General features: G+C 42.0%; 13 protein-coding genes. 2 read left to right on the top strand and 11 right to left on the bottom strand.

Annotation, left to right across the window (positions count from 1 at the left end; all coding sequences use genetic code 11):
- Positions 1 to 5: 5 nt before the first annotated feature.
- The 10 genes from SporoP17a_RS12995 to SporoP17a_RS12950 all read right to left on the bottom strand — a co-directional run bounded on the left by SporoP17a_RS12995 (position 6) and on the right by SporoP17a_RS12950 (position 9,529).
- On the bottom strand, positions 6 to 1,469 hold the full coding sequence (locus tag SporoP17a_RS12995) for a sodium:solute symporter family protein (protein WP_083036102.1): 1,464 nt from the start codon (positions 1,467 to 1,469) through the stop codon (positions 6 to 8).
- Positions 1,469 to 1,693 (bottom strand): DUF3311 domain-containing protein, encoded by a 225-nt coding sequence (locus SporoP17a_RS12990; RefSeq protein WP_083035069.1) that lies wholly within the window; start codon positions 1,691 to 1,693, stop codon positions 1,469 to 1,471. Before SporoP17a_RS12990 ends, SporoP17a_RS12995 begins: the two co-directional genes overlap by 1 nt.
- A 35-nt stretch (positions 1,694 to 1,728) precedes the next feature.
- Complete coding sequence (locus SporoP17a_RS12985; RefSeq protein WP_083035068.1) at positions 1,729 to 2,982, bottom strand: M20 family metallo-hydrolase; 1,254 nt, start codon at positions 2,980 to 2,982, stop codon at positions 1,729 to 1,731.
- A 467-nt stretch (positions 2,983 to 3,449) separates the two neighbouring features.
- A complete protein-coding gene (locus tag SporoP17a_RS12980) occupies positions 3,450 to 3,773 on the bottom strand; it encodes a hypothetical protein (RefSeq protein WP_156890576.1) in 324 nt (107 codons plus the stop codon).
- Positions 3,774 to 3,895: 122 nt separating this feature from the next.
- Positions 3,896 to 4,831 (bottom strand): ribose ABC transporter substrate-binding protein RbsB, encoded by a 936-nt coding sequence (rbsB, locus tag SporoP17a_RS12975; protein WP_083035066.1) that lies wholly within the window; start codon positions 4,829 to 4,831, stop codon positions 3,896 to 3,898.
- A gap of 15 nt (positions 4,832 to 4,846) precedes the next feature.
- On the bottom strand, positions 4,847 to 5,788 hold the full coding sequence (rbsC, locus tag SporoP17a_RS12970) for a ribose ABC transporter permease (RefSeq protein ID WP_083035065.1): 942 nt from the start codon (positions 5,786 to 5,788) through the stop codon (positions 4,847 to 4,849).
- On the bottom strand, positions 5,775 to 7,271 hold the full coding sequence (locus SporoP17a_RS12965; protein ID WP_083035064.1) for a sugar ABC transporter ATP-binding protein: 1,497 nt from the start codon (positions 7,269 to 7,271) through the stop codon (positions 5,775 to 5,777). The genes rbsC and SporoP17a_RS12965 overlap by 14 nt, the downstream gene beginning before the upstream one ends.
- A gap of 16 nt (positions 7,272 to 7,287) precedes the next feature.
- Positions 7,288 to 7,677: a D-ribose pyranase gene (gene rbsD, locus SporoP17a_RS12960; RefSeq protein ID WP_083035063.1), complete on the bottom strand. Its 390-nt coding sequence runs from the start codon at positions 7,675 to 7,677 to the stop codon at positions 7,288 to 7,290.
- Positions 7,674 to 8,552 (bottom strand): ribokinase, encoded by an 879-nt coding sequence (gene rbsK, locus SporoP17a_RS12955; protein ID WP_083035062.1) that lies wholly within the window; start codon positions 8,550 to 8,552, stop codon positions 7,674 to 7,676. Before rbsK ends, rbsD begins: the two co-directional genes overlap by 4 nt.
- Complete coding sequence (locus SporoP17a_RS12950) at positions 8,552 to 9,529, bottom strand: LacI family DNA-binding transcriptional regulator (RefSeq protein ID WP_083035061.1); 978 nt, start codon at positions 9,527 to 9,529, stop codon at positions 8,552 to 8,554. The genes rbsK and SporoP17a_RS12950 overlap by 1 nt, the downstream gene beginning before the upstream one ends.
- Positions 9,530 to 10,216: 687 nt before the next feature.
- Between SporoP17a_RS12950 and SporoP17a_RS12945 the strand changes: the two genes are divergently transcribed.
- Together SporoP17a_RS12945 and SporoP17a_RS12940 are read left to right on the top strand one after the other, a co-directional pair.
- Entirely contained in the window at positions 10,217 to 10,537 is a 321-nt protein-coding gene (locus SporoP17a_RS12945) for a hypothetical protein (RefSeq protein ID WP_083035060.1), read from the top strand.
- 141 nt (positions 10,538 to 10,678) lie between these two features.
- Entirely contained in the window at positions 10,679 to 12,928 is a 2,250-nt protein-coding gene (locus SporoP17a_RS12940) for a DEAD/DEAH box helicase (protein WP_237262329.1), read from the top strand.
- Between the two features lie 106 nt (positions 12,929 to 13,034).
- On the opposite strand, the gene SporoP17a_RS12935 is transcribed toward SporoP17a_RS12940, so the two are convergent.
- Positions 13,035 to 16,091: a YhgE/Pip domain-containing protein gene (locus SporoP17a_RS12935; protein WP_083035059.1), complete on the bottom strand. Its 3,057-nt coding sequence runs from the start codon at positions 16,089 to 16,091 to the stop codon at positions 13,035 to 13,037.
- Between the last annotated feature and the right edge of the window lie 26 nt (positions 16,092 to 16,117).

Raw genomic sequence — 16,117 nt, 5'->3', positions numbered from 1 at the left:
ATTAATTAGCTACGAATATAAATATCTTCTTCCTCGCTTCTCTTTGACTTGGTCAGTAAACTGACTATTATCATAATAATAACATTAAAAATCAATCCTATAATTCCTGCGTGAATACCAAATGGCGTGGAGTCTGCAACGAGTTGGAAATAAAAATTCAATATCGCTCCTACAACCAAGCCACTGATCACACCTATTGCCGTTGCTCCTCGCCAATACAATGCACTGTACACGCCTGGAGCAAATTGCACAATAGCCCCATACGCTCCTAAGAGTAAGACAATTAATCCTTGACCTCCGAAAATGGTAATAATATAGGCTAAACCTCCAATGACGAATACACCTATACGCATAATCTTCAAAACGGTCTTGTCGGATAGATCTTTGAAGATAGTACGAATCACACCGTCCGTTGTTTCCAATGTTGCATTGTGTGTAATCGCATCAGCAGATGACATGGCAGCCGCAAGTGCACCCGCGCCAACTAGTCCGTACACCCAACCTGGAAGATTCATAATAGTAGTGATCAAGAATGGAAGAATCTGATCTGCACTTTCAATCATATTCGCATCTACAATCCCTTTAGCTGCAAATCCAACCAGCAATAATGGTATTAAGAATAACGCAAATATTGGGTAAACCAACACGGTTTTCTTAATGACTTTAGGGCCGGATGCATAGGACTTTGTAAATAAATGTGGCCACATCAAGAATCCAATTACGGATACTAAAATAGTCGTTGTAAAGGGTATCGTCCCCATAGTAGATCCTTCTTTTCCTATTTGTAAAAATCCAGGACTTTCTACTGCAATGTTCGTAAACATAGCGCCCATCGAGTCGTGTAACTGATTCACGATCGCTATTCCTACAACCCATGAAATAATGATCATCAGTAGCCCTTGGAATACGTCAGACCAAGCCGCAGCTCGTAGTCCGCCTGTTGCCACATACACCACAACAATCCCGTATGCAAGAAGAGCTCCAAGCCAAAAAGGAATTCTACCTTCTGTCATAATATTAAAGATGTGTGCCATTCCTGTTAACTGGGTAGCCAAATATTGAATAGATGCCAATAATGCAAGTAATCCTACTATTATTCCAAGAGCCTTACTTCCATAACGGATTCTGAAAAACGAAGATATAGTATACAGATTAAATTTCTTACCAATCTTCGAGATTTTAGGCCCGATAATATACCAAGGCAATATCGCAAAGGCTGTATAGATAATAATATAATAAGCAGGTGCGCCTTTTTCAAAAGCCCAGCCCGGTGCGCCTAAGAACGAGAAAGCACTAAATACCGCTCCCCCCATCAAGAACCACATGACGATTAATCCTAGTTTTCCCCCTGCCACTGCGAATTCATCTAGGGAACTAGAATCTTGTCCTTTACCCGCCCATACGCCAACAACCAATGCAATGACTAAATAACCAATCATAATGATTAACGCAATTAACCAATGCTCCATCATTCATCACCTTCTTCAAGCTTATGATCTGGATCAAAACGATACAAAATCAAAATCCCAACAAATGTTAGTAAAATTAATAGAATGATATAGAAAAATGAAAAAGGTAGCCCCATTACTATTGGAGTTGCTCGGTTTGCTAGTTCAAATAAAGGAAATATTAACAATAAAAACGGAACAGTCACGATCATTATATATATCGTATTGAACTTCTTTTTACTCATCCAATCCCTCCATTAACTATATTCTTTGTGTTTGATCACCTTTTACAAGCCATTCTATAAACTGTCTTATACAGTAATTCTACGCCTAGTGCGATATCTTCTGGTGAACTATACTCTTTCGGGTTATGACTAATACCATCTTTAGAACGGACAAAAATCATGCCGTAGTCACACACATAAGACATTTCAAGCGAATCATGAAAAGGGCCACTCATTAATTCTGGAGGCGTTAACTGCATTTCCGCACTTTCTTCTCTCATAATCTGCATAATCGCTTCATTACAAAATCTAGGTTCACTTCGCGTATCTTCAGTGATTGTATACGTTAAGTTATGTTCATCTGCAATTCTCTCTAACTCCTGAAGGAAAACTTGCTCAATTCGATCTCGTCTATTTTCATCAATATCCCGTAAATCAACTGTAAAAGTCACTCTTTCGGGAATGATATTGCGAGAGTCCGGAAATACTTGCAAACTTCCCACAGTACTTACTGTCGGTGCTCCTGGGATCTCTTGAGCTAACTCATTAAGCTTTACAATGACTTTAGCGGCCCCTACTAAAGCATCTTGACGCATAGGCATCGGTACAGATCCAGCGTGACCAGCTAAACCTTCCATTTCAACCGTTAACCATAAAGGACCAGAAATCCCCGTCACAATGCCAACAGGTTCACCTTTCGCTTCCAACACAGGTCCCTGTTCAATATGAAGCTCTAAAAATGCCGCTATAGTAGAAGGGTCAATAAGAGATTCTTCAAATTTTGACGGGTCGCAACCAAATTCAATCAACGCCTCTCGTCTCGTCATTCCCTTCTTATCCTTACGTTCGAGCTCTCCTTCCTCTAATTTACCTAACATGCCTCTTACACCGAACAAACCCTTATTGAATCGTGCGCCTTCCTCATCAGCAAAGGCAAATAGTACAATAGGTATCTCAGGTTTTATTCCCTTTTCTTGCAGCGTTTCCAATACTTCAATCGCTCCGATCACTCCAAGCGCCCCATCGTACTTTCCGCCATAAGGTTGCGAATCGATATGTGAGCCAATGACTAAAGCCGGGGAATCATTCGATACACCATCCATCCTCCCAATTAAATTACCAAAGTGATCAATTTCCGTCTTCAAACCGATTTGATCCATATACTTTTTTACATGTAACACAGCCTGTTTATCTTCAGGGGAATGTGCAAGTCTACAGACTCCAGTAGAACCAATTCTCCCTATTTCACTTAAAGTTTGAAGATTATCATTTAATCTAGCACTATTAACAGAATTTGTTAACGCTTTCATTTCCCCACTCCTCTTTGAATCATATCTTTTGATTACTCAGTATACATCTGATTACATTAATTCTCATGTTACTAAATGTAAAGTGATTACAGACAAACACAAACAAAAAGTCTACCATAATCTGAAAAGTACCTATGAATTGCCTATCTTTTTAGCTGCGAACTATCACATCCACACATTGCGTAATAAGCCTGTCCTTCTTTTAAATAAAGTCCAACCATCTACATCCTATGCATATGATGGATACTTGGGCTTTATACATGAATGCGGGAGTTGCTCTATAGTGGGTTTTGTGTGCTCTATGCAATCTGGGATTCGCTCTATGAGAGGCGATAAACGCTCTATAGCTGGCCGTATGCGCTCTATACAACCTGGGATGCGCTCTATGAGACGTGCTAACCGCTCTATAGTGGGCCGTGTGCGCTCAATCCAACCCGAAATCCGCTCAATGACACGATATTCCTGCTCTATATTACCAACCAATCTATCACACACGAGATTCGCTCTATCTCAAGCCATAACTGCTCTATCCCGCCAGCTATTCGCTCTATAGCGGTCCACAACCGCTCTATCACCCACCACATCCGCTCTATAGTAGCCCGTAAACGCTCAATCCAACCCCACATCCGCTCAATGACACGAAATTCTCGCTCTATATCATCAACCAATCTATCACATACGAACATTCGCTCTATCTCAAGCCGTAACCGCTCAATCCCGCCAGCTATTCGCTCTATAACAGTCCACAACCGCTCTATCACCCACCATATCCGCTCTATAGTAGCCCGCAAACGCTCAATCCCCCACCACATCCGCTCAATCCCTACCTACCCCTCGCCCCCAAAAAAACACAAAAAAAGCTCCCCAGCCAAAAAACATGGCCAGAGAGCTCCCATAAAACTAAAACTTTAACTTACTCTTTAATTAACTCCAATTCAACGGGAATATCTGCTTCTACCTCTTCACCATTCAACAGAGCAACCGCGGCTTTCATTGCCTTGACCCCAATTTCCTCGGGCTTCTGGGCAATCGTCGCGGACAACTTACCATCTTTGACAGATGCTACAGCGTCGTCTGTTGCGTCAAATCCAATGACTATAATATCTTTACCAGCCGACTGAATGGCTTCTAACGCACCTAACGCCATTTCATCGTTATGCGCGAATACGCCTTGGATGTCTGGGTTAGCTTGCAAAATGTTCTCCATTACCGTCAAACCTTCTGCACGGTTAAAGTTCGCTGTTTGTTTCGCTACGATATTTACCTTGCCGTCCACCGCTTCGTTAAAGCCGGCTCCACGGTCACGTGCTGCGGATGAACCCGCAATTCCTTCAAGTTCTGCAACCTGTGGATTCTCTTCACCAAGCAGCTCGATCAAGTATTCCCCAGCTAACACACCGCCTGCTTTATTATCTGAAGCAATGTGGGAAACGACTTCTCCACCTTCTGCTCTACGGTCTACTGTGATGACCGGAACATTTGAGCTGTTTGCTGATTCTACTGCAGATACAACTGCTTGTGAATCTGTCGGATTGATGATCAACAAATCTACACCTTGTTGAATTAAATCTTCTACGTCACTCGCTTGTTTAGATGCATCGTCTTGTGCATCGACAACGATCACTTCAGATCCAGACTCTTTCGCCTGGTCCTTGACTCCTTCACTCAATGTCACGAAGAACGGGTTGTTTAGCGTCGATACCGAAAGACCGATTTTATACACTTTGTCGCTGTCATTTCCAGCCTCACCTTGATCATCTGAGGAAGAATTTGAACCCGGTTGCTCTAATGAACAAGCAGCCAAAACGAGAACGACGGCCATAAGTAGTAACCATTTGATATTTTTCATACAATTTACATCTCCTTATGCGGTTTTTTTGCGATCTAAGAGCACTGCAATTAATATAACTGCACCCTTTACTACCTGTTGGAAGAAAGAGGATACGCCTATCAAATTCAAACCATTATTCAACACACCAATAATCAATGCCCCGATTAATGTACCGACAATCCAACCGCGTCCGCCAGTCAAGCTTGTCCCGCCAAGTACAACGGCCGCAATCGCATCGAGTTCAAACATATTTCCTGCTGTCGGCTGTGCGGAGTTTAGGCGTGACGTCAAAATAAGTGACGCGATTGCCGTTAAACCGCCTGCCAATGAATAGACATAAATCTTTACGCGATCGACATTGATTCCGGAAAGACGTGACGCTTCTTCATTGCCACCGATCGCATAGACACGGCGTCCGAATGTCGTTTTCTTCAATATAAAGTACAGCACTGCAAAGGAGATTGCCATCGTGATGACCGGAAACGGGATACCGAAAACATATCCTTTTCCGAGCATTTGGAATGTGAATGAATCGCCAAGTCCTGAAATCGGACGTCCTTCAGTATAGACTAAAGTCAATCCGCGGAAAATCGTCATCGTCGCGAGTGTTGCGATAAATGGTGCGACCTTCCCTTTCGCAATAATCAATCCGTTGATTGCACCGAGCAGCACACCTAGTAATACACCGAGTAGCATAGCTAAAATCGGATCCATACCGCCTGACATCATACCTGCTGTCACGGCACCGGTTAATGCGAGAATCGATCCAACTGATAAATCAATTCCACCGGTCAAAATAACAAACGTCATCCCGAACGCAATCAATGCGTTAATTGACACTTGACGCAATACGTTGAACAAGTTGTTCAGCGTTAAAAAACTCGGACTCATAATAGAAATAATGACCACGATCAATAATAAACCAATGAACGGCCCTAATTTCTGTAATGACGATTTCATATTAGTCTTGGACAACTTTGTCACCTCCTGTTGCAAAATGCATAATTCGTTCTTGTGTCATGTCTTCTTTAGGTAAATTTGCCATCAACTGACCTTCATGCATGACAAGCACGCGGTCTGCCATACCGATGACTTCCGGAAGTTCAGATGAAATCATCACAATCGCCACTCCACGCTCAGCCAATTCATTGATGATACTGTAAATTTCTTTCTTCGCCCCCACGTCGACACCTCTAGTCGGTTCATCTAAAAACAGAATGTCGGGCTCAATGCCTAACCATTTCGCGATGACTACCTTTTGCTGGTTACCACCACTCAACGACTTAACGCTTTGTTCAGGTCCAGACGTGCGAACACCCAGACGTTTGGACATCGTGTCATACAACTGATTTTCTTTCGTTCGTTGGATGACGCCTGAATTTGAAATTCGATTGAAGTTCGTCAGGCACATATTTTCCCGTACCGAAAATTCGAGTATCAACCCTTCAGTTTTCCGGTCTTCTGTAACATATCCGATACCAAGCTTTTTCGCTTGCAACGGATTTGAAATCACCACTTGATCGCCATCAATAAAAATCTTGCCTGCAGTCGGTTTTTTAAAGCCGAAAATCGATTGAATTACTTCTGTACGTCCAGCACCCATCAAGCCGGCAATACCGACAATTTCACCTTTTCGCACTTCAAACGATACATCTTCAAAATAGTCAGTGCGCGAGAGTTTTTCTACTTTTAGTTTCACATCGCCTATTTCACACGCACGTGCTGGGAATCGTTCACCCAATTCACGTCCGACCATCATCTGCACGATTTCTTCAAACGTCGTGTCTTTTATATTGCGCACACCGACGTATTGACCATCTCGTAAAATAGTAATCCGATCGCACATCGCAAAAATCTCTTCCATCCGGTGCGATATATAAACGAATGAAACGCCTTCCGCTTGCAATGCTCGAACGGTTTCGAATAATGTTTCGATTTCGCGGTCCGTCAGTGCTGCAGTCGGCTCATCCATTATAATTAATTCGGCATTAGAAGAAACCGCCTTCGCAATCTCAATAATCTGCTGTTTACCGACAGATAATTCACGCGTGATCGTTCGTGCATCGACATGCAATCCTAACTTCGACAGAATTTCTTCCGCTTGACGATTCATTTCCTTCGTCTTCAAAATTCCGCTTTTCCCGAATGTCTTTTCATTCCCTAAATAGAAGTTCTCTGCAACTGTCAAATCAGGTAAAATATTGAGCTCTTGGTGAATGACCGCAATTCCCGCTTCTTCAGCTTCCTTCGCGTTCTTGAACTCCACTTTCTTACCTTTGACTGTGATCTCGCCTGAATCGCGCGTATAGATCCCCGTCAAAATTTTCATCATCGTAGATTTCCCTGCACCGTTCTCGCCCATGAGCGCATGGATTTCACCTTTTACTACATTAAACTCCACATTGTCGAGTACTTTATTCCCATTGAAACTTTTCGATATCCCGCTCATCGCAATCATCTCTGCACACCCACTTTCAGAATATGACGCCTGACTGTACGATAACATTGGCATAAGGCGTCGCCTCTCCTGTACGAATAATAACTTTCGATTGACTTGATTGTTGCTTTAATTGATCATGTGTCAACTCTTCTATTGGACATGCTAGTTGTGTAATTTCACTATAAACTGTAGGATTCTGTTCTTTTATTTCACTTGCAATATATACTTTTTCTGCTTGAAAGTCTTTCATTACTTCCAATAAGATCTCTGTGAATCCAGGCTTGCCAATTGTATACGAAAGATCGATGCACGGAACACCTTCAGGAATCGGCAGACCGCAATCGGCAATCGTCAATTGATCGGTGTGACCCATTTTAGCTAGCACAGCCGCAATATCGCGATTGATCATGCCATGCCTTTTCATAGGCTCTCCTCCAAACGCGCTTCTACTTCTTCAAATGAAGGCATGCCACCTTGTGCGCCGAACTTCTCTACGGAAAGTGAAGCGGCCGCATTCGCGAAACGAACTGCTCGTTCCAGTTCCATCCCCGCCACTATTCCATGTGCAAGTGCACCATTAAACGTATCACCTGCACCTGTCGTATCCACAGCTTTGGTTTTAAAGCTTTCTACCATGACATGCTTTTCGCCATCATAGAATCGTGCACCGTCATCGCCTAGCGTGATAATTAAACGGTTCGGATACTTCTCTAATGCACTTACCATATCCATACCGAAAATTTGTTCACATTCCGTTTCATTCGGCGTTAAATAGGTAATCGAAGGCATCATATCGAGTTCAAATCCACGCGCTGGAGCCGGATTCAACATCACCGGCACGCCAGCCGCTTGGCACTTTTCTAATGTATAGACGACAGTAGGAATCGGAATTTCCAATTGAAGCATGACCAAGTCACTACGTTTGATGAGGTCTTCTATTTCGTCAATATGTGATGGCATCAACAAAGAGTTCGCGCCCGGTACAACGATAATCCGATTATCTCCTTCCGACAGCAAAATATTCGCAATGCCAGAAGCTCCATCTACAGTAGCAACACCGGTGACGCCGACTGTATTCTGTTGAAGATTATTGACAATACTCGTACCGAATAAATCATTTCCCACACACGCAACCATATGTGTTTCACTACCAAGTCGCGCTGCAGCAATTGCCTGATTCGCGCCTTTTCCACCTGGCACTGTATCGAACACATTTCCAAGAACCGTCTCACCTTGGTCCGGAAAATTCTCCGTGCCCACTACCAAATCCATATTGGCACTGCCAATTACCGTTATCATCATGCTTCACTCCTCGTTGTTTGGCGAATGAGCAACTCTGCCGGAATCAGTATTTCACGCTCCGTCAACTCTTGCCCTTTAATTAATGTAATGAGCATCCTCGCTGCCATCGCACCCATTCTATATAAATCCTGCGCTACCGTCGTTAAGCCTGGTGTTAATTGGCTGGCAAGCATCGTTCCGTCATATCCAACAATTTGAAGCTGATTGGGTACATGAATACCCGCTGAATATGCAGCTTTCATTGCACCCGCTGCAGTCACATCGCTACTCGCAAAAATCCCATCAATAGACCGTTCTTGCAAAATCTTTTTGACCATCGTCTCCGCTATATCAAAATGGAAGGGACATTCAACAATATGCGTTTCTATATTCTTCCCTTTTACCGCATCATTGAACCCAGCAAATCGATCATCAGCAGGACCTAATCCTGCAGGCCCGCGCATACAAAGGACATTTTTGCAACCGCTATCCAATAAATGCTCCGTTCCTATACGAGCGCCTTCGCGGTTATCCGTCGCTATATACGGTATAGACGAATGAATTCTTCGATCAATTGCTACAATGGGAATATCTAGTCCCATATAATGTTCCGCTTCTATATGATTCGACGCGACAATAAACCCCGCCACATATTTCTGTTGCAGAGTCTTTACATAATTAATTTCCTTCTCAAGATCTTCATCTGAGTTACACAAAATCAACGTGTATCCATACGCCAGCGCAACATCTTCAATCGCACGCGCCAGTTCTGGAAAAAACGGATTGACAATATCCGGAACAATCAAGCCAATAAAAGTAGATTGTTTCGTGCTAAGTGAACGCGCAATCATACTAGGCTGATAGTTCAACTCGTCAATCGCCTTAGCAATCACCCGTTTTGCCTCTTCACTTATGTATCCTTTATCATTTAAATAGCGTGAAACAGTGGCTACTGAAACTCCAGCAACTTTAGCCACATCCCGTATATTCGCCAACTATTCCACCTACATTCTGTTCTATGTGGTACCGGTTACACATAATGATAACAGACAGAGTTTTTTAGTGTCAATAGCGAAATGGTATTGAGTAGACGCGTGGTGTATTGAGTGAATATTGGGTTAGATTGCAGGGTTTTTGGGGCGGTATTGAGCGGTTATACAGCGGTTTAGAGCGGATGGCGTGATAGATTGAGCGGGTACATTGCGGTTTAGAGCGATTGTGGACCTTGATTGAGCGGATAGCGTGGACGATTGAGCGCTTTGGTCGACACATTGAGCGCTCGCGGACTTCGTTTGAGCGGATGGCGCGGGCGATTGAGCGCTTACGCCAACACATTGAGCGCTCGCGGACATGGTTTGAGCGGATAGCGCGGGCAATTGAGCGCTTACGCAAACACATTGAGCGCTCGCGGACTTCGTTTGAGCGGGTAGCGCGGACGAGTGAGCGCTTACGCCAACACATTGAGCACTCGCGGCCATAGATTGAGCGAACCCCCAGCTACATAGAGCAGATAACACAATACATAGAGCGGATCACCCAAACGACAGAGCGCAAACCAAACCACAATGACCACTCCCCTTCCATAGAATCTCTTCAGCAAATCAAGATGTCTTGTCTATACATATCTATAGAGGTAAAATGAAAGTAGAGTCATAGGTAAAATCCGTAGAGGAGAGATCTGCATGACGAATTATCGAGAAAACGAAACAGTCCAATATGAAATGCCCGCGGACTTGCGCAAAAGTATAGATTACATTAGCGGAATTTTATTGATCACAAATCAACGTTTTATCTTCCAGCCACAAAACATGCATTTCCAAAGAGATATTTTAGAGTTCGATATTGCCGACATTCATAATATTGACTCTTCCTATGTGTTGGGTATTGTGCCGAACGGAATTACTGTCGAGTTAAAAGATGGTACCTTACACACATTTGTTTTAGAGAGTTCACTTTTTGTGAAGGCCGATGATATGATCAAATCGGTTTGGGAATTGATGTGAATAGTAAGTTTTAAATATTTTTTGTAAATTAAACACATTTTTGTGAGTTTGAATATTGAGAAAAATATTGTATTAGCTCTATCTTTATTAGTACACTAAGTATAGCGAATCACTGAATTGAATTATAAGAGGTGTATGGTTATGAAGAGATCTGAACAAGAAATGAATCTAGAGCTAGAAAAACTTCAGACTGAGAATAAGTATTTAAAAATGATAGTACAAAATTATTTGCCAGATTTTCAAATCAAAGAACATACTAGTTTAGTTACCAATAATTCAACGGCCCAACAGAAAGTTCAATTATTTCAAAGTATTTTTCGGGGTAGAACGGATGTCTATGCAACTAGATGGAAGTTAGAGAATGGTAAGAACGGATATTCTCCAGTCCGACGGAATAAATCCTATATCTCTCTTACAGATCAAACAATTTATGATCATTTGAGTGGCAAGCACATTGTAGGTCTATATCCTTTGTTAGTAGATAACACTTGTTGGTTTCTAGTTGTAGATTTTGATAAAAAGAATTGGCAAAATGATGTGCTCGCATTCGTAAATATTTGTAAAAACATTCAGCTTCCTTGTAGTATTGAAAGATCTCGTTCTGGCAATGGGGCGCATGTCTGGCTGTTCTTTTCAGAAGCCTTACCTTCCTCATTAGCCCGCACACTCGGCAAAGCACTGATTGAACATGCGGATAAGAAGACGTCTGCTGAATTAGATTCTTTTGATCGTTTATTTCCAAGTCAGGACTCTCTTGCAAATACTAGAAGTCTAGGAAACCTAATCGCCCTACCACTACAACGCTATGCCCGAGATCTTGGCAATAGCGTTTTTGTTAATGAAGCCTTTCAACCATTTGAAGATCAATGGCTTTATTTATCTTGTTTAAATAAAGTAGATAAGAACATGATTTACAAATCCCTTCAATCACTTAATGTGCAAATTCCTGCTACTAATGCCGCTAATTATCCCATTACTCTACAAGCTATTAAGAAGAACGGCATCTATATCAAGTTGGAAGAACTTACTGACTCACTTACATCAGAACTCGAAAGTTTAGCTTCATTTGGAAACACTGAGTATTTTAAAGCAAAAGCAAGGAGACTGTCTACATATACTATACCTTCGGTGATTCAAGGTTTTGATAAAACTTCTTCTCATTTAATTCTTCCAAGAGGATGTGAGCAGGCTATCCAAGACCTAATGTCATCTAAGGGGATTGAATTAGATTGGATAGATGAACGTTTTTATGGAAGCCCTATCGAGACAAAATTCACCGGCACCTTATCTTCACAGCAGGTAGACGCACTTCGACAGTTACAAGCACATGATGGCGGAGTCTTAGCAGCAGCAACTGGATTCGGAAAAACCGTAACAGCAGCTGCTCTTATCGCTGAACAAAAAGTGAATACCCTTATCATAGTGAACCGTAAACAGTTACTGAATCAATGGATTGATCAGCTTTCACTTTTTCTGGACTCCCCCCCTCAAGATATAGGCCAATTTGGCGGTGGAAAACGAATGGCTACAGGGAAAATCGATGTAGCCACCATACAAACATTGACCTCTAACGGAATTGATTCTATTATCACCCAATACGGTCAAATTATTATAGATGAATGCCATCACCTTTCAGCTTATACTTCTGAACAATTAATGAAGATGGTTCGAGCAAAATATGTATACGGACTTACAGCTACGCCAGCCCGCAAAGATGGACTTCACCCAATAATTACAATGCAATGCGGGCCGATTTTATATAAAACAGATGCCAAAGAACAGGCTCTTATTCGTCCTTTTCATCATCTTATCTTTGAAAGAAAAACCTCTTATAAGACTACATCTGAAAACATCCAACAAATGTACAATGAAATGGCTGAGGATACTAAACGAAATGGACTTATTTTCGAAGACGTGCTTTTAGCATTAGAGGAAGGTATGACGCCATTAATTCTGACCGAACGAATAAGTCATATACATATACTTCATAGTTTGTTTAAGGGATTCGCAAAAAATATTATCGCTCTTTCCGGGGAACTCTCAAAAAAAGAACAAGAGGAGGCATTACATTTCATGCGAGAACTACCAGGCGAAGAAGAACTTTTAATTATAGCAACAGGAAAATATATAGGTGAAGGTTTTGATTTCCCACGATTGGATGCGCTGTTTCTAACTATGCCGGTCTCTTGGAAGGGTTTATTAACTCAATACGTAGGACGGTTACACCGCAATCACTCTGAAAAACAAGAAGTACGCGTCTATGATTATATTGACCAAAAGGTCCCTGCCCTAATAAATATGTCTAAGAAGCGCTCCAAAGGCTTCAGGGATTTAGGGTATATTAATGGGACGAGTGAGAATAGCAATTCGGAGCAAATGAAGTTATTTTAATGTAGTAGCCTCAAAAAATCATATAATTGAGAGCTCTAAATCTAATTACACATAAAAGGACTGTACAAAAAGCTAGTAAAATCACTTTCTGTACAGTCTATTTCCATCACATCACAATATTACTTTCCTTCGCCTTCTCAATAAACTTATCACTCGATTTATTAAAGAATTTCTTTAATCCTAGTCCCACTACAAGCGATAACGCGAAGTAAATGGACAAATAGAGGATTTGTTTTAGTGCCACAGCCCAGATAATTCCGCCGATCGATTCACGCAATAAGGTGATCGCATGTGTGAATGGCATAAATGCGGAAATCTGTTGGAAGAAATCGGGTGCCATTTGAATAGGGAATGTCCCTCCTGATGCACCGAGTTGCATGACCATCAATACGATGGCGATCACTTTACCCGTGTTACCAAGTACGGAAACGAGTGTGTAGACGATGGTAACGAATACGACACTGATCAGCACACCGAATAATACAAACGATAGCTTGTTGACGACGTAGACATTCATGATGAATAATTCGCCGAGCGTGACGATCAATGATTGGACCGTGCCTATTCCAGCAAAGATAATCAACCGTCCAAGATATGTTTGGTAACTCTTGAATCGTGACTTTTCTCGGATGTCGACTTTCAGCGTGGATACCATGAGTAATGCGCCGACCCACAATGAAAGTGTTGTATAAAATGGGCTCATGGCTGAACCGTAGTTGGGAATTGGATATAGCGCATTTTCATTTAGGACAACCGGTTCAGCGAGAAACTTGCTGACGCCTATTGGATCTGTCGAGAGAACATCCAATAATTTATCCAAGTCTCCTTCGTCTTCCAACTTGCGGATTTTCTCTGCCATCATTTCAATAGCATCACGAGCTTCCGGGAAGAGCTGCTGTGCTTTCACTAAATCTTTTTTCCCAAGCGCTACCCCGTCTTCAGCTTTTTCAAGCGCAGTACGAAGACGCGGGATCCGTCCATTTACTTCATCTAGTACGTCAGACACGTCATACAACGCATTGGTTGCATCGCGCATCGCAGATTTATACTTTCTCGTCAAATCACTGTTGACGAAATCGATCGCTTCACCAACCGAACGATCCAATTCTCCGGATACACGATTGACTTCAGCTAAATGTTTTTTACCGTTTGCTTTCGATTCATTGATCCGATCAACTAGGCCGTCAACGGATGAATTGGCAGATGATAGGCTGTCTTGAACCGTTTTGATTCGTTCAATTTCCTCAGATAGCTTATCGGAATTTATGAAATTCTCAAGATCTGCTAATCCACTATCAATGGAGCCGATTGCCGATAGTCCATTATCAATTCGGTCAATCATCGTTTGAAGAGCACCAATCGTAACTTTAGGATCTTCTGCTGTCTCTAGCAACCCTGCAAGCTTTTCATCAATTTCCGTCTTCGATGCTTGAAGTTCATTGAACCGGTCGCGCAATCCTTCATCAAAAGTTTGTAATTGTTGAATCGCATCTGCAATGGCTTTTTGGCTATTGGCATCAAATTGATTTCGTGCATCGACAATCTTTTGCTGACTTGCCTGTAGCTGTCCTGACAGTTGATTTAACAACTCAAGGCTCGGCTTCTCTCCTTTACTAATAGCGGCTTGCACTTTATCAATCGCTTGTTTAGTCGTGGATAACTGATCGCGTAACGCGACGAATCTCTGTTGCAAACCGATTATTTTGTCACTGCCAGTCACTTTGCCTGCAGCTTCTAAAACGGAAATGACCGAATCCACTTTTCCAATCTGACTTTCTATCGCGGTAGACATACTGTCGAGTTGTTCCTGATATTGACTGAAATCAATAGATTCCCGCTTATCGATCAAACCTTGAACGACTTCCTGCGCACGGGTATTCACTTCTGTCCCGCGATCCAATAAGCTGGTGATATTCGTAGAAAGTTCATTCAACTGCTTCATGAGCTTTTCAGTTTGGGGAGATAATATATTTTCGTAATTGCCTTTAATTTTCTCCATATCTTCAGCGAGTTTATCGGACAACGCTTGTGTTTGCGTTATCAAGTCAGTTGCTGGATTCTTACCGCTCTGCAAATCGGAAATGATCGTTTCCAAATTCTTTTTCAAACGGTTCAAATCTGTAGCACTATCATGTAAGGAACTTTGCAAGTCTTTAATATTTGTTGAGTCTTTTAGATTCTGATCCTGTTTTTTCAAATAATCGTAAATATCATCTAGTCGTGCATTCGTATCTTCTAATTTGCCTTGTTTATCACGTAGCGAACCGACAATACGATCGACGTCTTCCCCTTTACCTGACAGCTCACTTGTCAAATCGGGTACTTTGCGGAATGCTGTTTGTGCACTCTCCAAGTTAGAGGTGATGACACGCAATGTGTGATCTACGGTCTTTTCATTTTCCTGCAACTTACTAATCAACCGTGCATTTAACTTTTTTGCATTGGCATGCACTACGTTGACGTCGTCAAGCACGACATCTACGCGATCAATAGAAGTATCTGCAAAATCTAATCCTTTATCCACCATTTGCAGTTTCGAATAAATATCTGGAATGTCATATTCTAATCGATAAATTAAATCTCTTAGCTTTTCGATATTCCCGCGATTGTCTTCCAGTTCTACACCTAGATTATTGAATACTTTGATGACTGCTTCATTCGCTTGTTCAACGAATGTTTTATCGATATTTTCTACTATCGCAGATGCACCTTTACCTGCTACTTTCGGAGAAATCGCATTGATCTTTTCATTGATATAGTAATCCAATGTCGGCTTCTTCATATCATCGGTGACGACACTGCTTAAATTCTCTGAGAAATCTTCTGGAATGATGATTGCAGCATAATAATCCCCGTGCTTCACGCCTGTCAACGCTTCATCTTTCGTTACGAACTGCCAGCCGAGATCATCGTTATGGGTCAGCGAGACAATCACTTCATCTCCGACATTGAATTCTTTGTCTTCGATTTTCGCCCCTACGTCTTCACTGACGATTGCGACTTCTACGCCTTTCGTATTGGAATATGGGTCCCACGAAGCGAGGATGTTCATCCAAGCATAAAGGGAAGGAAGAAACGCAATGGCCGCAATGACAATGATGGCTGCTTTATTTTTGAAAATATTCCGAAGATCCCGTCTGACTATAAACCAAATTTTATTCATTTCACATAAACCCTCACTCTATATTC

The sequence above is a fragment of the Sporosarcina ureae genome (assembly GCF_002082015.1).
Classification (GTDB): domain Bacteria; phylum Bacillota; class Bacilli; order Bacillales_A; family Planococcaceae; genus Sporosarcina; species Sporosarcina ureae_A.
Note: the sequence above shows the minus strand (reverse complement) of the source record. Positions and strands in the feature narration are given on the sequence as shown.